Source organism: Shewanella sp. FDAARGOS_354 (genome assembly GCF_002209245.2).
In the GTDB taxonomy this organism is placed as follows: Bacteria; Pseudomonadota; Gammaproteobacteria; order Enterobacterales; family Shewanellaceae; genus Shewanella; species Shewanella xiamenensis.
In genome coordinates this window covers 1344793-1361178 of record NZ_CP022089.2, presented here as the reverse complement: position 1 = coordinate 1361178, position 16386 = coordinate 1344793, and the positions used below count along the sequence as shown (strand labels likewise).

Annotated in this window: 8 protein-coding genes and 2 pseudogenes; 4 read left to right on the top strand and 6 right to left on the bottom strand. The window is 46.2% G+C overall.

Annotation, left to right across the window (positions count from 1 at the left end):
• Nucleotides 1-36: 36 nt before the first annotated feature.
• The 6 genes and pseudogenes from CEQ32_RS06160 to CEQ32_RS06135 all read right to left on the bottom strand — a co-directional run bounded on the left by CEQ32_RS06160 (nucleotide 37) and on the right by CEQ32_RS06135 (nucleotide 8866).
• Complete coding sequence (locus CEQ32_RS06160) at nucleotides 37-312, bottom strand: integrase (protein WP_082458947.1); 276 nt, start codon at nucleotides 310-312, stop codon at nucleotides 37-39.
• A gap of 478 nt (nucleotides 313-790) precedes the next feature.
• Nucleotides 791-1000, bottom strand: coding sequence for a hypothetical protein (locus CEQ32_RS06155; protein ID WP_088585707.1), 210 nt, complete (start codon nucleotides 998-1000; stop codon nucleotides 791-793).
• Between the two features lie 211 nt (nucleotides 1001-1211).
• On the bottom strand, nucleotides 1212-1595 hold the full coding sequence (locus CEQ32_RS06150; RefSeq protein WP_088585706.1) for a VOC family protein: 384 nt from the start codon (nucleotides 1593-1595) through the stop codon (nucleotides 1212-1214).
• A gap of 116 nt (nucleotides 1596-1711) precedes the next feature.
• The gene (locus CEQ32_RS06145) at nucleotides 1712-3829 is read right to left on the bottom strand and encodes an alpha-amylase family protein (protein WP_088585705.1); all 2118 of its coding nucleotides are present in this window, start codon (nucleotides 3827-3829) and stop codon (nucleotides 1712-1714) included.
• Between the two features lie 87 nt (nucleotides 3830-3916).
• Nucleotides 3917-5898, bottom strand: a pseudogene (locus CEQ32_RS06140) (glycoside hydrolase family 13 protein).
• 132 nt (nucleotides 5899-6030) lie between these two features.
• Nucleotides 6031-8866 (bottom strand): annotated as a pseudogene (locus tag CEQ32_RS06135) (TonB-dependent receptor).
• 497 nt (nucleotides 8867-9363) lie between these two features.
• Here CEQ32_RS06135 and CEQ32_RS06130 point away from each other — a divergent pair.
• The 4 genes from CEQ32_RS06130 (at nucleotide 9364) to CEQ32_RS06115 (ending at nucleotide 16351) form a co-directional block, all read left to right on the top strand.
• The gene (locus CEQ32_RS06130) at nucleotides 9364-10986 is read left to right on the top strand and encodes an alpha-glucosidase (protein WP_088585704.1); all 1623 of its coding nucleotides are present in this window, start codon (nucleotides 9364-9366) and stop codon (nucleotides 10984-10986) included.
• Between the two features lie 139 nt (nucleotides 10987-11125).
• A complete protein-coding gene (locus CEQ32_RS06125) occupies nucleotides 11126-12394 on the top strand; it encodes a sugar MFS transporter (RefSeq protein ID WP_088585703.1) in 1269 nt (422 codons plus the stop codon).
• 151 nt (nucleotides 12395-12545) lie between these two features.
• Complete coding sequence (locus tag CEQ32_RS06120) at nucleotides 12546-13760, top strand: RsmB/NOP family class I SAM-dependent RNA methyltransferase (protein WP_037418205.1); 1215 nt, start codon at nucleotides 12546-12548, stop codon at nucleotides 13758-13760.
• 335 nt (nucleotides 13761-14095) lie between these two features.
• Nucleotides 14096-16351, top strand: coding sequence for an EAL domain-containing protein (locus CEQ32_RS06115; protein ID WP_088585702.1), 2256 nt, complete (start codon nucleotides 14096-14098; stop codon nucleotides 16349-16351).
• The last annotated feature ends 35 nt before the right edge of the window (nucleotides 16352-16386 follow it).

Below are 16386 nucleotides of genomic sequence, written 5' to 3'. Positions count from 1 at the left end.
AATTCTTTTTCCAATTAGTACTTTGCCTTAGTTTTATTAATGGCTGAATTTAATCTCAGCATGTGGAACTTCGGTCCATTGCAGGTGATCCCGCACATAGATTTTGGTGGACTTGGCATCGGTGTGAGCCATCCGACCTTGAGGGTCAACACCCATATCAGAAAACAATCTGGCAGATAGCGCGCGGATCTCGTGGAAGGTTGGGCGCTGGCTCATTTCTAAATGGTCGCACAGACCTAACTCATCCCTTAATGCCGAAAAGGCTCTGCTAAGGTAATTAGGATCAAGCTGATAGCGGTGGTCTGTGGCCACACTTTGCTTATTTTGTTTGTCTGGTCGGCGATGAACCACATAAGGGCAAAGGAACCCATCGCGACTCTTATCGATAATGGGGGATTACCATTAGCGAGACGGCCGCCCCATGGCCGCTCTTTGGCATCCATGCCATCGCGGCATTCGTGAATCCATTCACATCAGACGGGGCGGCCCAGCATCCACGGATGGACTTGAACAACATCCGTGTTTAACGGCCAGTTCGCCATCTGATAGGCAGGACGCCTGAATGTCGTACAATGCAGGGACGCATGAGAACGACCATGGCTCTCGTTCATAAGCTTAGAAACCCTAGGTTTCTATTCACCGTGTCGATGAGCAAATGCCATGGCTCGCCATAAGCTAATACCTGCAAAGCAGTTTTAATTTTTAAGAAGTTATCAACCACTCAGCTTTATTTTAACCCTGCCAGTTATTCATCGCATTTCTGGCTTTGAGTATTTCTACTACTTAAAAATCATATTCTTACAAAATAGGGGAGTACGATAAGGGCGATGCCGATGGTGATAAGTAGCGCGAGATTGGTGACAAAATAAGGGTAAATCATCAGGGTGAGGCCGACGGTCAGAGGGATGGGGGCGGCTTGGCGTTTGCCGTAGGTGAAAAAGCCAAGACCAAAGAGGCCAAAGACTAAACTCCATAACAATAAAGCTGGATTATCAAACACTTCGAGTTCCTCTGTGATTAGTGTTTAGTAAGCGCCGACCTGTTACTGTGCCATTTGTTGGTCAAACGATGAGCTAGTGCTGCGCCGCTGAATTGAGTCTACTGCTAAAACTCCCTTGGCGTAATTAAGCTTTATTCATCTTATTCGTTGCGTGAATCCACTATTTTAGTGCACTGTTTTATTTATATTTTTAATACAGTAAGGATTCAGGTTATAGCTCATATAACTCTAGGGGTAAGCCGTCGGGATCGCTAAAGAAGGTGAACTTTTTGCCTGTGTATTCGTCGATGCGGACGGGTTCGACGGCGATATCATGGGCCGTAAGATGCTCGATCGTGGTTTCAATCGATGCGACGCGAAAGGCAAGGTGCCTAAGACCGCAGGCTTCGGGATAGCTAGGGCGCTTGGGAGGATTGTCGAAGGAAAACAACTCGATTTGGCTCATATCCGGCAGTTGTAAATCGAGTTTGTAGGACTGACGCGCCTCACGATAATGCTCTGCCAGCACGCTAAGGCCAAGAATAGTCACATAAAAATGTTTGGACTTTTGATAGTCACTGCAAATAATCGCTGCATGGTGAATGCCGAGTAACATGGTTTGCCTCTGTGCTGTTTAACTGATTAAGGCTAGTGTGTTTTAAAAAAGCCAGAGTCACAACGGTGTGTGACTCTGGCGCTAACCTAAGATTTTTATCTTACTTCGCTAGTTGGCTAATGGGCGAGTTCAAATATCGCGGAGGACAGAGGGGCAAGTTGCAACTGAACTTGACCTTCACCTTGTTCGACGATTAACTGCGCCGTATGGTCTTCCAGTAAATCCTTAAGCTGATAGGTTGCATCGGTTAACTGCCATTGCGCAATCAGAGATTGGGGCAGTTTAAGTGAAAATAACTTGGCTTGGGTTTGACTAAAGTTACTGATAATAATCAGCTTTTTGCCTTTGTTAACGGTGGTATTGGCCTCAAAGCGGACAAAAGCGAAGGTTGAGTCATCATAACCCGTTGCGCTGCCATTGTTTGTCTTATTGCTAGCCTTTGCTGCCGACATCGCGCTACGGTTGGCAGCATCTAGCGAGTCATATTGCCCTAAGAGCGCGGGCGCATTCTGCCCCGTACTGAGGTTCAATAATTTTTGGTAATAGGTGCGCAGCGCGACTTCTGCTGGAGTAGATTGGCCGCCATCAAATTTACCTTGATTCATCCAGCGCTGATGGGCGGGGACGCCCGCATAATCAAAAATACTGGTGCGCGAAGCATGGCCAAAGCCTAGGTTTTGCGTCGCCGCTTCTCCTACTTCTTGACCAAAATAAATCAAGGTAGGTGAGGTACTTAAGGTTGCTGACACCACCATGGCGGGCAGGGCGTAGCGGGGATCGACCGCATCCGTTGAGGTGTTACCAGTTAAGGCGCCTAAGAAGGCGGCATTAGCGATGCGCTGCTCGTCGTGGTTTTCTAAAAAATGCAGCATATGCGAGTCGATATCTTGCACTTTGGCCTGATCTGCGGCGATCTGCGCGGTACTTTTTTGCCCTGCCATAATGGCTTTGAGGGTGTCGTAAAGATCGACCTTGTCGTAGAGGTAATCCATTTTGCCGAGCTGAATATAGTCGCGATACATCGCTGGGTTATAGACCTCAGCTAAGATAAAGGCTTCGGGATGGCTATGTTTTATATGACTATTTAAATAGCTCCAAAACTCGACGGGCACCATTTCGGCCATATCGTAACGAAATCCATCGACTCCCATCGCTAACCAATACTGGGCAATTTGATTGAACTTGATCCAAGAGTTATGTAATTCACGGGTTCGTTGTTGCCAGAAATCGTAGTGCTGCTCGGCGCCGAGGGTGGCATAGCGGGGCGGCAGTGCGGGGAAATCATGGCTGCCATCGGGGCGGACACCGTAATTGATTTTAACGGTTTCATACCAGTCGTTCATATCCGGCTTGGCAAGGCGTGAGCCGTTGCCCGTCCATTTGGCGGGGATCTCTTCAAATTGACCATCACTTAGGGGATGCGATTCGCCGCCTAACGGTTTGAGGCTATCAGGCAAATCGGACACTTGAAAACCAGAGGATTGCTTGTTATCAATCACATAGTAAAAGTTATTATGCTTTGCATATTCAAGGGTTTGGTTATCGTCTTCACCAAAATCGCGCACGCCCTCGGGCTTAGTGATGGAATAGTAATTACGCGCCACATGGTTGGGCACTATATCGATAATCACCTTTAAGCCTTGCTTGTGGGTGCGCTCGATAAGTGCCTGAAACTCCTGTAGGCGCTTTGCGGGATCGACGGCTAAATCGGGGTTTACGTTGTAATAATCTTTAACCGCATAGGGCGAGCCTGCGCGGCCTTTAACCACATCGGGATCATCATTACTGACGCCAATCGCGCTGTAATCGCCAATTAAAGCGTGGTGGGGCACACCCGTATACCACACATGTGTAACACCTAAGTCTTTGATACTTTTGAGCGCTGTGTCATCAATATCATTAAATTTACCCACACCGTTTTCGCTAATCGTGCCCCAAGGTTTATTGGTGGTGTTTTTATTGCCATAGAGTCGGGTAAAAATCTGATAAACAACGGGTTTGTACTTATTTTCTTGCTCGACATTGTGATGGGCTGACAGGATTTCGCCTTCGGCCACATTGAGATTGGCAGGTAGGGTTTTAGCCGCCACTGAATCCAACCCGGTTGCTTGAGTGGTGATTACTGGTGCGGCCATGGTGTGAAAGGCGCTAATGCTGCTGAGGGCCAGTACGCTTAATCCCTGTTGCCAGCGATAAGCGCGACGTTTGCTGCTGTTAGATAATAGAAAATTCAAACTATGTTCCTTTACTGACTTGGCGGCCAAACTATGGTTTGGCCGCGTTGTTAGCTAAGCATGCTTAGCTGCTTCATTGAGTATGGGTTATTGATGATTGAGTTCAAGCAGCATAACGCCAGCATGCGGCAGAATAACTGATTGATTCAGCTTGAACTTATCCCCTGTGAAGACTGAATTTGCCGAGCTATTGCCTGCCAATACCTTGCTAAAGCGGCTTAACTCCAGTGTTTGTGCTTGGTCGTTTTTGTTGTAAATCACCATCACTTTATCCGCATCGGCTTGGTAGCTGGCATTTTCCGCTGTGGCATGTTTAGCGACGCATCGAAATTGCACATAAATGCCGTTTTGCGGCACAAAGTGCAGTAAATCGCCCGTTTGCAGCACGGCTGAATGTTTACGGTAATTGAGTAGGGTGCGCACAAACGCAAGTGCTTGCTGCTGTTTTGCGTTTAGCCCTTTACCGCTAAAACCGTTGACCTTGCTATTGGCAAAGCCACCCGGAAAATCGCTACGCACTACACCGTCGTGGCGGCCTTCGGTCGGGCTGGTCATCAACACTTCGGTACCGTAAAACAGCTGTGGAATGCGTTTGGCCGTTAACACATAGGTGAGGGCCATTTGATACAGCGGCAGGTTTTCTTTAAGCAGACTATAAATCCGATTGGTATCGTGGTTGCCTTCAAAGAGGACTAACTGGCTTGGGTTTGCATACACCACATCATTAGCTAACATCTCGTAAAGCTTGATAAAACCAGTATCCCAACCTTCGGGCTCGTTGAGGCTTTCAACCAGCTTTTCATAAAGTGGAAAATCCATCAGGCTCGGCAAATCTGAGGTATAGCCATCGGCATTGATTTTGCCTTTTTGCCAATAGGCGACGGTAATGGGATTGGCGGTCCATTCTTCGCCGACAATATTAAAATGTGGGTATTCTGCCATTAAGGCCTTTGACCATTGGGCTAAAAAGGCTTTATCGGCGTAGGAGTAGGTGTCTTCGCGAATGCCCGAAAGCCCCGCGTATTCCACCCACCAAATGCTGTTTTGAATAAGATAAGTGGCAAGCTTCGGGTTGCGCTGATTGAGATCGGGCATCGAATCTACAAACCAACCGTCGACAAAATCCTGTTTATCCTGCGTGTCGGCGTAGGGATCTTGAACTGTAGTGCGTCTATGACTGGTAAAGCTCGGGCTGGTAGAACTGGCCGCAGGAGACGTTGTGGCGTTTTTTGCATCGGGATGCTGCGGGTAATTGAGCCAGTCACTGCTCGGTAAATCCTTAGCCACCAATGGTTTGAGCCGATATGGTTAAGCACGACGTCTTTAATTACTCCAAGGCCATGTTGTTTGGCCTCAGTGACTAACCTTTGGTAATCCTGATTGCTGCCAAAACGCGGGTCGACCCGATAAAGATTAGTAATGGCGTAACCATGATAGGAGTATTGGGCTTGGTTATTTTCAAGCAGTGGGTTGATCCACAGCTGAGTGACGCCCAGTTTGGCTAAGTAATCTAAGTGCCGGCGAATACCTTCGATATCGCAGCCATGGCGACCATCGGAATTTTCTGGCGCCGCATGCTCGAGCATATCGGCTTGATTATCATTGCTTGGGTCGCCATTGGCGAATCGGTCAGGGGTAATAAGGTAAATCACATCTTTATTGCTAAAACCTTGGCGCTCCCGGCTGCCATCAGCCCGCGCAGCTAAAGTGTAGGGCAGTTGGAAGAGCTGCTTGTCGCCAGCGAGAATGCGGATGTCAAAGGTCTGCGGTTTGGCTTGGCGCAAATCTAAATTGATAAACAAATAATGGGGATTATCCGTCTGCTCAATCCCTTCAAACACCACATCTTGGCCAGCTATCTCAACCTTAAGCAGCGTTGCATCCGCGGGCAGTGCATCGCTGTGGAGCATCAGTTGCAACTTAGGATTATGCATGCCCGCCCACCAAGAGAGCGGCTCAAGATGCAAAGATGCTGTACTGCTGACGGGGCTATGGCTGGCCTGTGCTAGAGCATATAAGGGAGAAGAGGCGGTTAACACAAGGGCGAAGAGTAGACTGTGACGTATCATACTATGGGCCTTTTATCGGGTGAGGTTTTAAGAGTGACTTTTGAAATGAATGTCGGCGTGTCATCTCACTTTTGTTATACATAAAAAATGAAAAGCCTGCTTCAGTGTGAAGCAGGCTTTTTTTACTCTGTCTTACAGAGAGTAGGTTAAACCAAGGAAATATTGTCTACCGAAGTATTGAATCGTCCCGGTTTGATGTTCTTCACCAAAATAGGTTTTGCTTGGTTCATCAGTGAGGTTATTGATTTGGAATAGGAATTTAAGGCCGTTATCCAGCGCGTAAGAGGCCTGATAATCCACAACTGTTTCCGCATCGAAGAATGCCAATTGAGATTCAACAGCAACTTGTTCTGAAACATAGCCACTACGATATCTCATGCTGACTCGAGTATCGAAGCCATCCAGGGTGTAGAACAATGTGGTATTCAACACATCTTCTGAAAGTCCTGGCAATGGAATGGTCAGGTTTGAACCACTTAAGTCGGTGGTAAATTCCACTTCACTATCGGAGTAAGAGTAGCTACCCGTGAAGCCTAAGCCATCCAACGGTGATGGTAGGAAATCAAACACTTGGGTATAACCTAACTCGATACCGCGGATATAGCCGCCTTTATCGTTGTTGATGGCTGTTTGATATTGACCTTCATTTTTTACAACTGGGAATTCAACACCATTATCGATAATGGTATCGGGAACGATAAAGCCATTCGCTTCAAAATCATAGTGTTGAATGGTGAAATCGTTAATGAAAGATTTAATATCTTTATAGAACAAGGCCACAACAACCGCACCTTCAGACTCTTCAAAGTAGTGCTCGTAGGACAAGTCATATTGATCCGCATAGAAAGGATCTAATAACGGACTGGTGTTACCCCACGCATTGTACTTTTTATATCCAGCAGTGGAGGCATTATCGTACCAAGACCCCATACCAGACTTTAATTTGTTAATCGGAGGACGTGACATCACTGATGCCGCAGCAAAACGTAGTTGATCGTTTTCAGTCAGGTGGAAGGTTAAGTTTAGTGATGGCAGGTAATCGGTATAGGTTTGGCCAACTTCATTGCGGATATAATCCGTGCTCACAACGCCCAGTTCATCGGTAATGGCTTCACCTAAACCATAACCTACTTGCTGTAAGCCGGTACTGCTTTGATCGGTATTAACAACACGAACACCTAGGTTACCTGTGACCTTAATATCTGCGATATCAAAGTCCAAGTTAGCTTGCACGTAGCCTGCCAATACATCTTCATTGACCGCGCCGCTTTGGATCATGGTCCAGTTATTTGACCAGTTCGCCGTTGGAGTGAAAGGTGATTGACCTGTTGCCGCGAGTTGCGCATTGACCAACTCAATTGCTTTATTAAAGTCAATAGCAAGGAAACTTGGGTAACCTGAGAGTTCTCCTCCAAAATCAACCACTTTAGCCATATCGCTGTTGAGCGTTAGAACTGGTTGGTTATTTGGATTTGGATCATATTCAAAACCGTAGCCTGCTTGTGAGCGTTGAGCGTTAAGCGTTAAACTCACGCTCAGCATAGCGCACACCAAAATCAACTGAAGACACAACGCCCATGTCTAAGGCATAGTTAAAGTCGAGTTTGTAGGCAACCAGATCGTTTTGCTGATTATAAGGCCACATTCCCACTTGTTTTAGACCCAGAGTGGTGGTGTCGGTATAGTCGTTGCTAAAGCTGACATCAGCAGGGTTTAAGCCATTCAGTTGATACGTAACAGATTCTGCAGAGCGTACTTCATTACCAATGTCATCGTACACTATGGCGCGGGTGCCGCCGTTAACGAATTCACCATCGGCTTTTGAATAGCTCACATCGGCTGCAACTGTCAATGCACCGCCGTTATTCCACTCAATGTTTAAAGAGCCAGAGGTGAGTTCTGAGTATTTAGAATCATTATCGTTAATTACGAAAATAGAAAAGTCGTCAGTACTATTGGTCCCCACAGAAACAGTACCACCTGTCATAGAACCATTTTCGACAACGGCATCACTGATAGTGCCATTTTTCAATGATTTAACGCGGAAACCACGGGCAAAGTTTTCTGAGGTAAATTTAGAGTGGAATAGATCGCCTTTCAGGCTCAGATTATCGGTCGGTTGCCAATGGATAGCAGCCATATAGCCATCACGGGTATCGTCGCCGCCTTTTTGTTGTAGTTCAAAACCTTCGCTAATTGCTTCATTGATACCGTCAGCGTTAACGTCTTTTTTATCATCATTAAAACGTAAACCAATGAACTGACTCGCAACGTAAGGCTGATACAGGTGGGCATAACCCACTGCAACCCCTAAGGTGTCTTCGAGGAATTTACCTTGATAAGCAAGGCTTAACCGATTGCCGTATTGCTCTGCATCAGAGATTTCATCAGCACGATCATTAAAACTGCCACGGGTGTTGATATTGAATGATTGGTCTTTGTCACTTTTAAGCGGGTCGGCGGTTTTTAATTCAACTGTACCAGCAACACCGCCTTCGATCAGCGAGGCTTTTGGGGATTTATAAACAGCCGCTTGACTGATTAATTCGGATGGATATTGGTCAAACTCAATGGCACGTTTACCGCCAGTGGTGACTTGTTCATGACCATTTAGAGTAGCAAACACGAAATCGCCATCGAGACCACGGATGTTCAGACCACTGGCTTGACCGCCAGTACGAACGGCGGTGACGCCTGGTAAACGGGTTAACGCATCGGCGATAGATTGGTCGGGCAGAGCGCCGAGATCATCGGCAGAGATAGATTCAGCGACGGTATCGCCAAAACGTTTATCATTGAGCGATTTGATTACACTGGTTCTGAAGCCTTTAACTTGGATTACTTCAATTTCTGCATCTTTTTTAGCTTTTACATCTTTATCTGTTACCGCATCTGCTGCGTAGGAGTGCATACTGGCGCCTGCAGCAACAAGTGCTAAGGTCAGCAAGCTGGGTTTAAATCGCATCATTTCTATCTTCCCCTTGAAGTCGCTTTTAACCGCTTATGTAGAGCGTTTTATCGTTATTACCGCATTGTATTTACGGCATTTTTTGGTATTTCGGCGCTTAATTGACTGCATAAGTGCTGCGTTTATGACCAAAATGTTATGCAACGGTGAAGATACTACTCCCGGTAATCTTGACGTAACAATATTGTGCATACGTATTCAATAGGCTGAAGACAGGATCAAAGTCGGATTTTGTATAAAAAATGTATTAGCTAAATCATAAATGGATATGCGTAACTCTATGTTAATAAAAATTAAATTCTTACCTGATTGAAGCTTAGTATCTCTTGTCTCCTTTGCATACGTATGCAGGTGTATTGAACCTTATTTCCTTCTTCACGTATGCTCGCTGTCACAAATACAAGCCGTAGCGCCTTTACTCCGCAGTAACATTACTGTAACTGCCTGTTAGTGAGTTCTTGGGTTAGCTCGCTGAAGAATAAGGATAAAGGGGCATTATGAGTGAGTTAACCTGGTGGCGTGGCGCCGTAATTTATCAAGTCTATCCACGCAGCCTTTTAGATACCAATGGTGATGGCGTAGGCGATCTTCGCGGGATCATCACTAAGTTGGATTATATTGCCAGCCTGAATGTGGATGCCATTTGGATTTCACCCTTCTTTAAATCCCCTATGGCCGACTTTGGTTACGATATTAGTGATTATCGCGAGGTCGATCCTTTATTCGGTTCGATGCAGGATTTCGATGAGCTGATTGAAAAAGCCCATCAACGCGGTATTAAAGTCATTATCGACCAAGTGTTAAGCCATACCTCGGATCAACATGCGTGGTTTATCGAGAGTCGTGAGAACCGTACCAATCCTAAGGCCGATTGGTATGTGTGGGCGGATCCGAAGGAAGATGGTACCGCACCCAATAATTGGTTAGCGATCTTTGGTGGTTGCGCTTGGGAGTGGGAACCGCGCAGGCAACAATATTATCTGCACAACTTTTTGCGCAGCCAACCCGACATAAACTTCCACAATCCTGAAGTTCGTCAAGCCGTGTTAGATAATGTGGAGTTTTGGCTGAAGAAGGGTGTCGATGGTTTCCGCTTAGATGCCATTACCTTCTGTTATCACGATGAGCAGCTTCGAGATAATCCGGCAAAACCCAAGGATAAACGCCAAGGGCGGGGATTTAGTGAAGATAATCCCTATGCCTATCAGTACCATTATTACAATAACGATCGCCCACAAACGATTCAGTTTATTGAAGAATTACGCCAACTTATCAATCGTTATCCAGGCGCTGTGACCTTAGGTGAAGTTTCTGCTGAAGACTCACTCGCTGTAATGGCTGCCTATACCAAGGGCGAAGATCGGTTACACATGGCTTACAGTTTTGAGTTGCTGACCGATGACTACAGTGCCACTTATATTCGCCAAACGGTAGAAGCGCTGGAAGGCAGTATTGGCGATGGCTGGCCCTGCTGGGCAATCGGTAACCATGATGTGCAGCGGGTAGCGAGCCGTTGGGGGCGTGGTAAGCAAATACCCGATATGGTGAAAATGCTTAATGCGATGCTTTGTTCGCTGCGTGGTAGTGTCTGTAGTTATCAAGGGGAAGAGCTTGGCTTAACCGAAGCGCCAATTGAATTTCACGAGTTACAAGACCCTTTCGGCAAAACCTTCTGGCCGATGTTTAAGGGGCGAGATGGTTGCCGTACTCCCATGCCATGGGAGCAACATGCAGATTTTGCAGGCTTTAGCCAAGTAACCCCTTGGTTACCAGTGACAAGCGAGCATCGAGCTCTGGCAGTTGATGTACAAGAAGCAGACCCCGCATCTATGTTACATGGTTATCGTCAGTTCCTTGCATGGCGCAAAGGTTATCCTATTTTGATTGAAGGGGAGATAGCCTTTCTCGATGCGCCAGAGCCGTTATTGGTGTTTGTGCGTAAACTTGGGGAACAGAAGCTATTGGTTTGCTTCAACCTATTAGACACTGAGACTCAGTTGTCGCTAGCAGGGCTTAAGTTACAGCAAGAATTAACTGGACATGGTTTAAAAACCGCACACTTGCAGGGTGATAACTTGATATTTTCAGCCTATGCCGGCTTCTATGCACTATTGGTCTAGTTGGTTGTATAAGTTAGCGGTCTTCCAGCTATGGCCTCAAACAAGCAGTGACAACTCGATTGTTACTGCTTGTTGTTTTACGTAAACGCCTAAGGGACATACCCTTTAGATAATAAAAACATGATTAGAGAGCACAACTATGGCGTCATCTATTAACACCAGCAGCCACACGAGCAGCGTGAGCGAGGCGGGAAACGGTAATTATCGTTTTGCGTTAGTCTCATTGACCTCACTGTTTTTTATGTGGGGCTTTATCACTTGTTTGAACGATATCCTGATCCCCCATCTTAAGGCGGTGTTTTCACTCAATTACACCCAAGCGATGTTGATCCAGTTTTGTTTCTTTGGGGCTTATTTCTTGGTATCTATTCCCGCAGGTCAACTTGTTAAACGACTTGGCTACCAAAAAGGGATTGTCACAGGCTTAGTGATTGCCAGTATCGGCTGTGGCTTGTTTTACCCTGCCGCATCCCTTGCAACCTACGGTTTATTTCTCGGCGCACTTTTTGTGCTTGCCTCAGGCATCACCATTTTACAGGTGGCAGCCAACCCCTATGTCAACGCCCTTGGTAGCGCAGAAACTGCATCGAGCCGTTTAAACCTGACACAAGCTTTTAACTCACTTGGCACCACAGTTGCGCCGTTTTTTGGGTCTATTTTGATTTTATCGGTGGCGGCAACGGCGTCTTCTGAATTAGCGCAAGCCAATGCCGAGGCGGAAGTCGTTAAACTGCCTTACTTGTTGCTCGCCGCAGCTCTTGCCGTACTTGCCATCATTTTTGCTAAGTTAGATTTGCCAGTGATCCGTGAACATACTGAAACAACTGGTGGGGTTCAAACCCATTTAGGTAAAACCAGCGCACTACAAAGCACGCATTTAGTGCTGGGCGCAGTGGGGATTTTTGTCTATGTGGGCGCTGAGGTTTCTATCGGTAGCTTCTTAGTCAACTTCCTTGGTGAATCACACATAGTCGGTATGCCAGAAGAACAAGCGGCCCATTACATCGCCTATTACTGGGGCGGCGCGATGGTCGGACGTTTTATTGGCTCGGCTGTGATGCAAAAAATCCCCGCAGGCACAGTGCTTGCATTCAATGCCTTTATGGCGGCATTGTTAGTGTTGGTGGCCATGACAACCAGTGGCAGCATTGCCATGTGGGCGATTTTGGGCGTGGGATTATTTAACTCAATCATGTTTCCGACCATTTTCAGCTTAGCACTGCGAGATTTAGGTCCCCATACTTCTCAGGGCAGCGGTATCCTCTGTTTGGCCATTGTGGGCGGTGCGATTGTGCCATTATTGCAGGGCGTGTTAGCCGATAACTTAGGCATCCAACTGGCATTTATTCTGCCTGTGGTGTGCTATGGTTTTATTCTATTCTATGGTGCTCGGGGCTCCAAAATGTAAGAGCATTTGAGTGTTTTATGAAAGCGATCCCTGTGATCGCTTTTTTATTGGGCTTTTGCGGTGCTTAATAGCAACTGAGCATCTGTTTACTTGCGTATTCGTGCCTGACCTCCTATGATCCCTCGGTTTTATTACTCACGGTGACCTGTAAATGTTGAATTCTCCGCTTTCTGCCAGCTCGAATGAATTAGTGATCAATATCTTAGCTATGGTGCTAAGCGAAGGAAAACCCTTAGACCGGGCTTATTCTCAGCATTTTTCAGGATTAAAGTTAGTACCCGCCGAGCAGGCGCGGATCGCGACTGTAACGGGCGATATTCTACGCCGCTTAAATCTTTACTGTTTCTTAGCCGACATCAAGCCGGAAGAAATGGCGCGTTTAGGCTCAAAGCTACTTAATGTGTGGCACTTATTTCACGCGCTGGAACTGCCTAAAATGCAGTACTCACTGCCAGTGGATACTGATGATTTAGCCGCGCGTATTGAACAGGCTAAAACTAACCCCGTACTTTGGGACGGTTGCCCGGAATGGTTAGATACCATGGGACATGAGCAGTTGGGGGCTTCGTGGGAAAAAGAGCGCGCGGCCTTAAGCACGCCACCTAAACGTTTCCTGCGGGTTAATGGTTTAAAAGTCACCCGTGATGAATTAACGCAAAAATTAGCGGCCGAATTTGTCTCAACTCAAGCGGTCGAAAGCGTTGATTCTGCCCTTGAAGTGACATCGGATTCGGCACTGTTTCGTACTAATAGCTTTAAAGATGGCTTATTTGAGCAGCAAGATGCGGGCTCACAACGGGTAGCCGCTGCGCTCGATGCCAAACCGGGTATGCGAGTGATTGATGCCTGCGCTGGTGCTGGCGGAAAAACCTTGCATATTGCTGCACAAATGCAAGGTAAAGGGCGTTTGTTAGCGATGGATGTGGAGCAATGGAAACTCGACAATCTGAAAGAGCGCGCCCGTCGTAATGGTGCCCACAATATTGAAACACGGTTAATTGTCGGTTCTAAAACCATTAAACGCTTAAAACTTAGCGCCGATCGCGTCCTGCTCGATGTGCCCTGTTCTGGCCTTGGGGTATTAAAGCGTAATCCCGACGCCAAATGGCGTGATACCGCTGAACGTTTACCTGTGTTGATGGAACTGCAAAAGCATATTCTCAGCAGTTACAGTCGCATGGTGAAGGTCGGTGGCATTGTGGTGTACGCGACTTGCTCGATTTTCCCCTGCGAAAACCGCGGTCAAGTGGATGCCTTTTTAGCTGAAAATCCCAATTTCCGTTTACTCGAGGATGAAACGATCAGTCCAGCCGATACTGGTTTTGATGGTTTTTATCTCGCAAAGCTTGAACGCATTCAAGAATAAACCGCAGTATATTCGCCTAATTTCCTAGAGGGTTGACGCTTCGAGATTACATGAAGTGTGCCCTTGCTAGAGCATGCTCGCGAAATGCGCTGTGATGTATGGTTGTTCTTATGGGAGGTCGAGTGGTTTTAAAAGACTTTTAGTGTAGGGACTTGCAACCCAATTGCGGCAAAAATAACCCTTTAACGTCAATATTCCTTAGACTAAAGCAACCTTTGGTTACACATCGAAAGGTTGCTTTAGCTTGTTTATACTCCTAAAATTCACTTCTAATTTACAAAGGTTAATCGACCTTAGTAATGTCGTTAACTTACACGCTAACTGACAAGGGTACTATGGACGAAGGAATGCAGGTTGTAGGTGCGGTTGGTGAGTTAAGTGCCCCGTTTAATCAAAACGTTAGCCTCGAGTGTTACAACGGTATTCTTTCAATGCTGCTCAATGGTGCGCCATTGGCAGAAATTCTCCATGCCTTAGTGTTAAAAATTGAAGATCAACGCCTTGGCACCCACGCCTCGGTCTTATTGCTCAGTGAGGACGGTAAAAGAGTGCTCATGGGGGCCGCGCCCCATTTACCTGATAGTTATAATCAAGCTATCCATGGCGTCGAAATTGGCCCTGAGGCCGGTTCCTGTGGTACCGCGGCCTATACGGGGGAAAGGGTGATTGTTGAGGATATCGAACATCATCCTTATTGGGCCTTGTATAAATCCTATGCACTTGTGCACGGGCTAAGGGCATGTTGGTCTGAACCCATCAAAGATTCTCAAGGCAAGGTGCTTGGCACCTTTGCAATGTATTACAAAGCGATTAAAGCCCCAACGGCTGCGGATTTGACCTTAATTGCTGAAGCGGCAAGGTTAGCGAGTCTAGCAATAGAGCGGAGTCGTTCATTGGAATTCCAGCGGCTTGCAGTGAAAATATTTGATCGCTTACCACTTGCGCTGGTGATCACTAACGCAAAGCATTCCGTTCTTTATGCCAACGATGCGTTTAAACAAATGGTTTGGCCACAAATTGATAATATTCAAGATTTTAATCCTGAGCAAATTTTTTCCCCCTCCGAACCTCACGAAATCGCTTCACTGTTTAAGCATCTTGCTGAGGGGAAAATGTGGCAGGGAGAACTGATTGGGCAACGTAATAATGGCGAGACTTTTTATCTCGATTTAACCGTCACGGTTTTTCGTGAATCCCATAGTAGCGAAAACGGCTTTGCTTGGCTTTTTTCCGATGTCAGCGAACGTAAAAAGGCCGCTCAACTTATTAAATATCAAGCCAATAATGATTCATTAACTGGGCTTGCAAATCGCAATGCTTTATTTAGACAAATCCAAGAGCTTATTTGTGCCGATAGCCTAACGCCTGGCTTTAGCTTTATGTTGATGGATTTGGATAACTTTAAACAAGTAAACGATACCTACGGTCACGACAAAGGCGATGTCCTCTTAGTGCAGATGGTGGAACAGGTTAAAACTTGTTTGAACGAGCAGGCGGTGTTTGCACGCTTAGGTGGTGATGAGTTCGCCATCCTACTGCCAGGGGTTGTGACTCAAAGAGAACTGTCGCAACTCGCTGATAAGATCAATAAGCAAGTTTATCGACGTTATGAATTATCCCTCGATAAAGGCGTTTATAGCTCTGTGAGTATTGGTATTGCGCGATTCCCTGAAGATGCCCTCGATTTAGAGCAACTGTTAAACTGCGCTGACCAAGCGATGTATATCTCTAAGGCGAATGGCCGTAATAGATATCATTTTTTTACCGAACAAATGCAACAAAATGCAGAGCGTATTGCTAATTTACACACGCTACTTAAGCAAGCATTAGAGCAAAAAGCTTTCGAGTTGTACTTTCAACCGATAGTCGATGCGACAACGGGGCTCATTGTGCGTGCTGAGGTGCTACTGCGCTGGCAGCATGAAGGACAGTTTATTTCCCCCGATGAGTTTATCCCCATTGCTGAAAACAGTGGTTTAATTGTCAATATTGGCCGTTGTGTACGCCAAGCGGTGATGCAAACCATTATTGAAATGCAAGCGCTCGGTTGGCCGATGAGTTTAGCGATTAACGTGTCGACCTTTGAATTTTGGTCTCATGAGTTGCAGGATGAGTTTTGTGATTCGTTCGCCGATATTATTGAAGGTTTAGGGGTAGAGGATTTTCCCTATGAGTTGATCACCTTGGAGATCACCGAATCCCTGTTAATGAAAAAACATACTCATTTAATTCAAGTGCTTAATGAGTTACGTGGTCGAGGTATTAACATTTCCCTCGATGATTTTGGCACGGGTTATTCTTCGTTGTCTTATTTAGCGAATTTCCCTATTGATCAAATTAAGATCGACAAGAGCTTTATTGATAGGCTCTCGGAAGGTGAGCGACATCTTGCCTTGATTGAAGCGATAGTACGCTTAAGTCATGCACTTAATCTGCGAGTCACCGCGGAAGGGGTTGAAACTCAAGAACAGCTTAAGGTAATGATGGATAACCATATTCAAGAAATTCAGGGTTATCTATTTTATAAACCCATGCCCAAGGCAGCATTTTTTGAATTACTGGCGAAACAAGCGGCCATGTCGCCGCGTTGATCATCATCACTATGTATCATCTCAAACAATAAGAG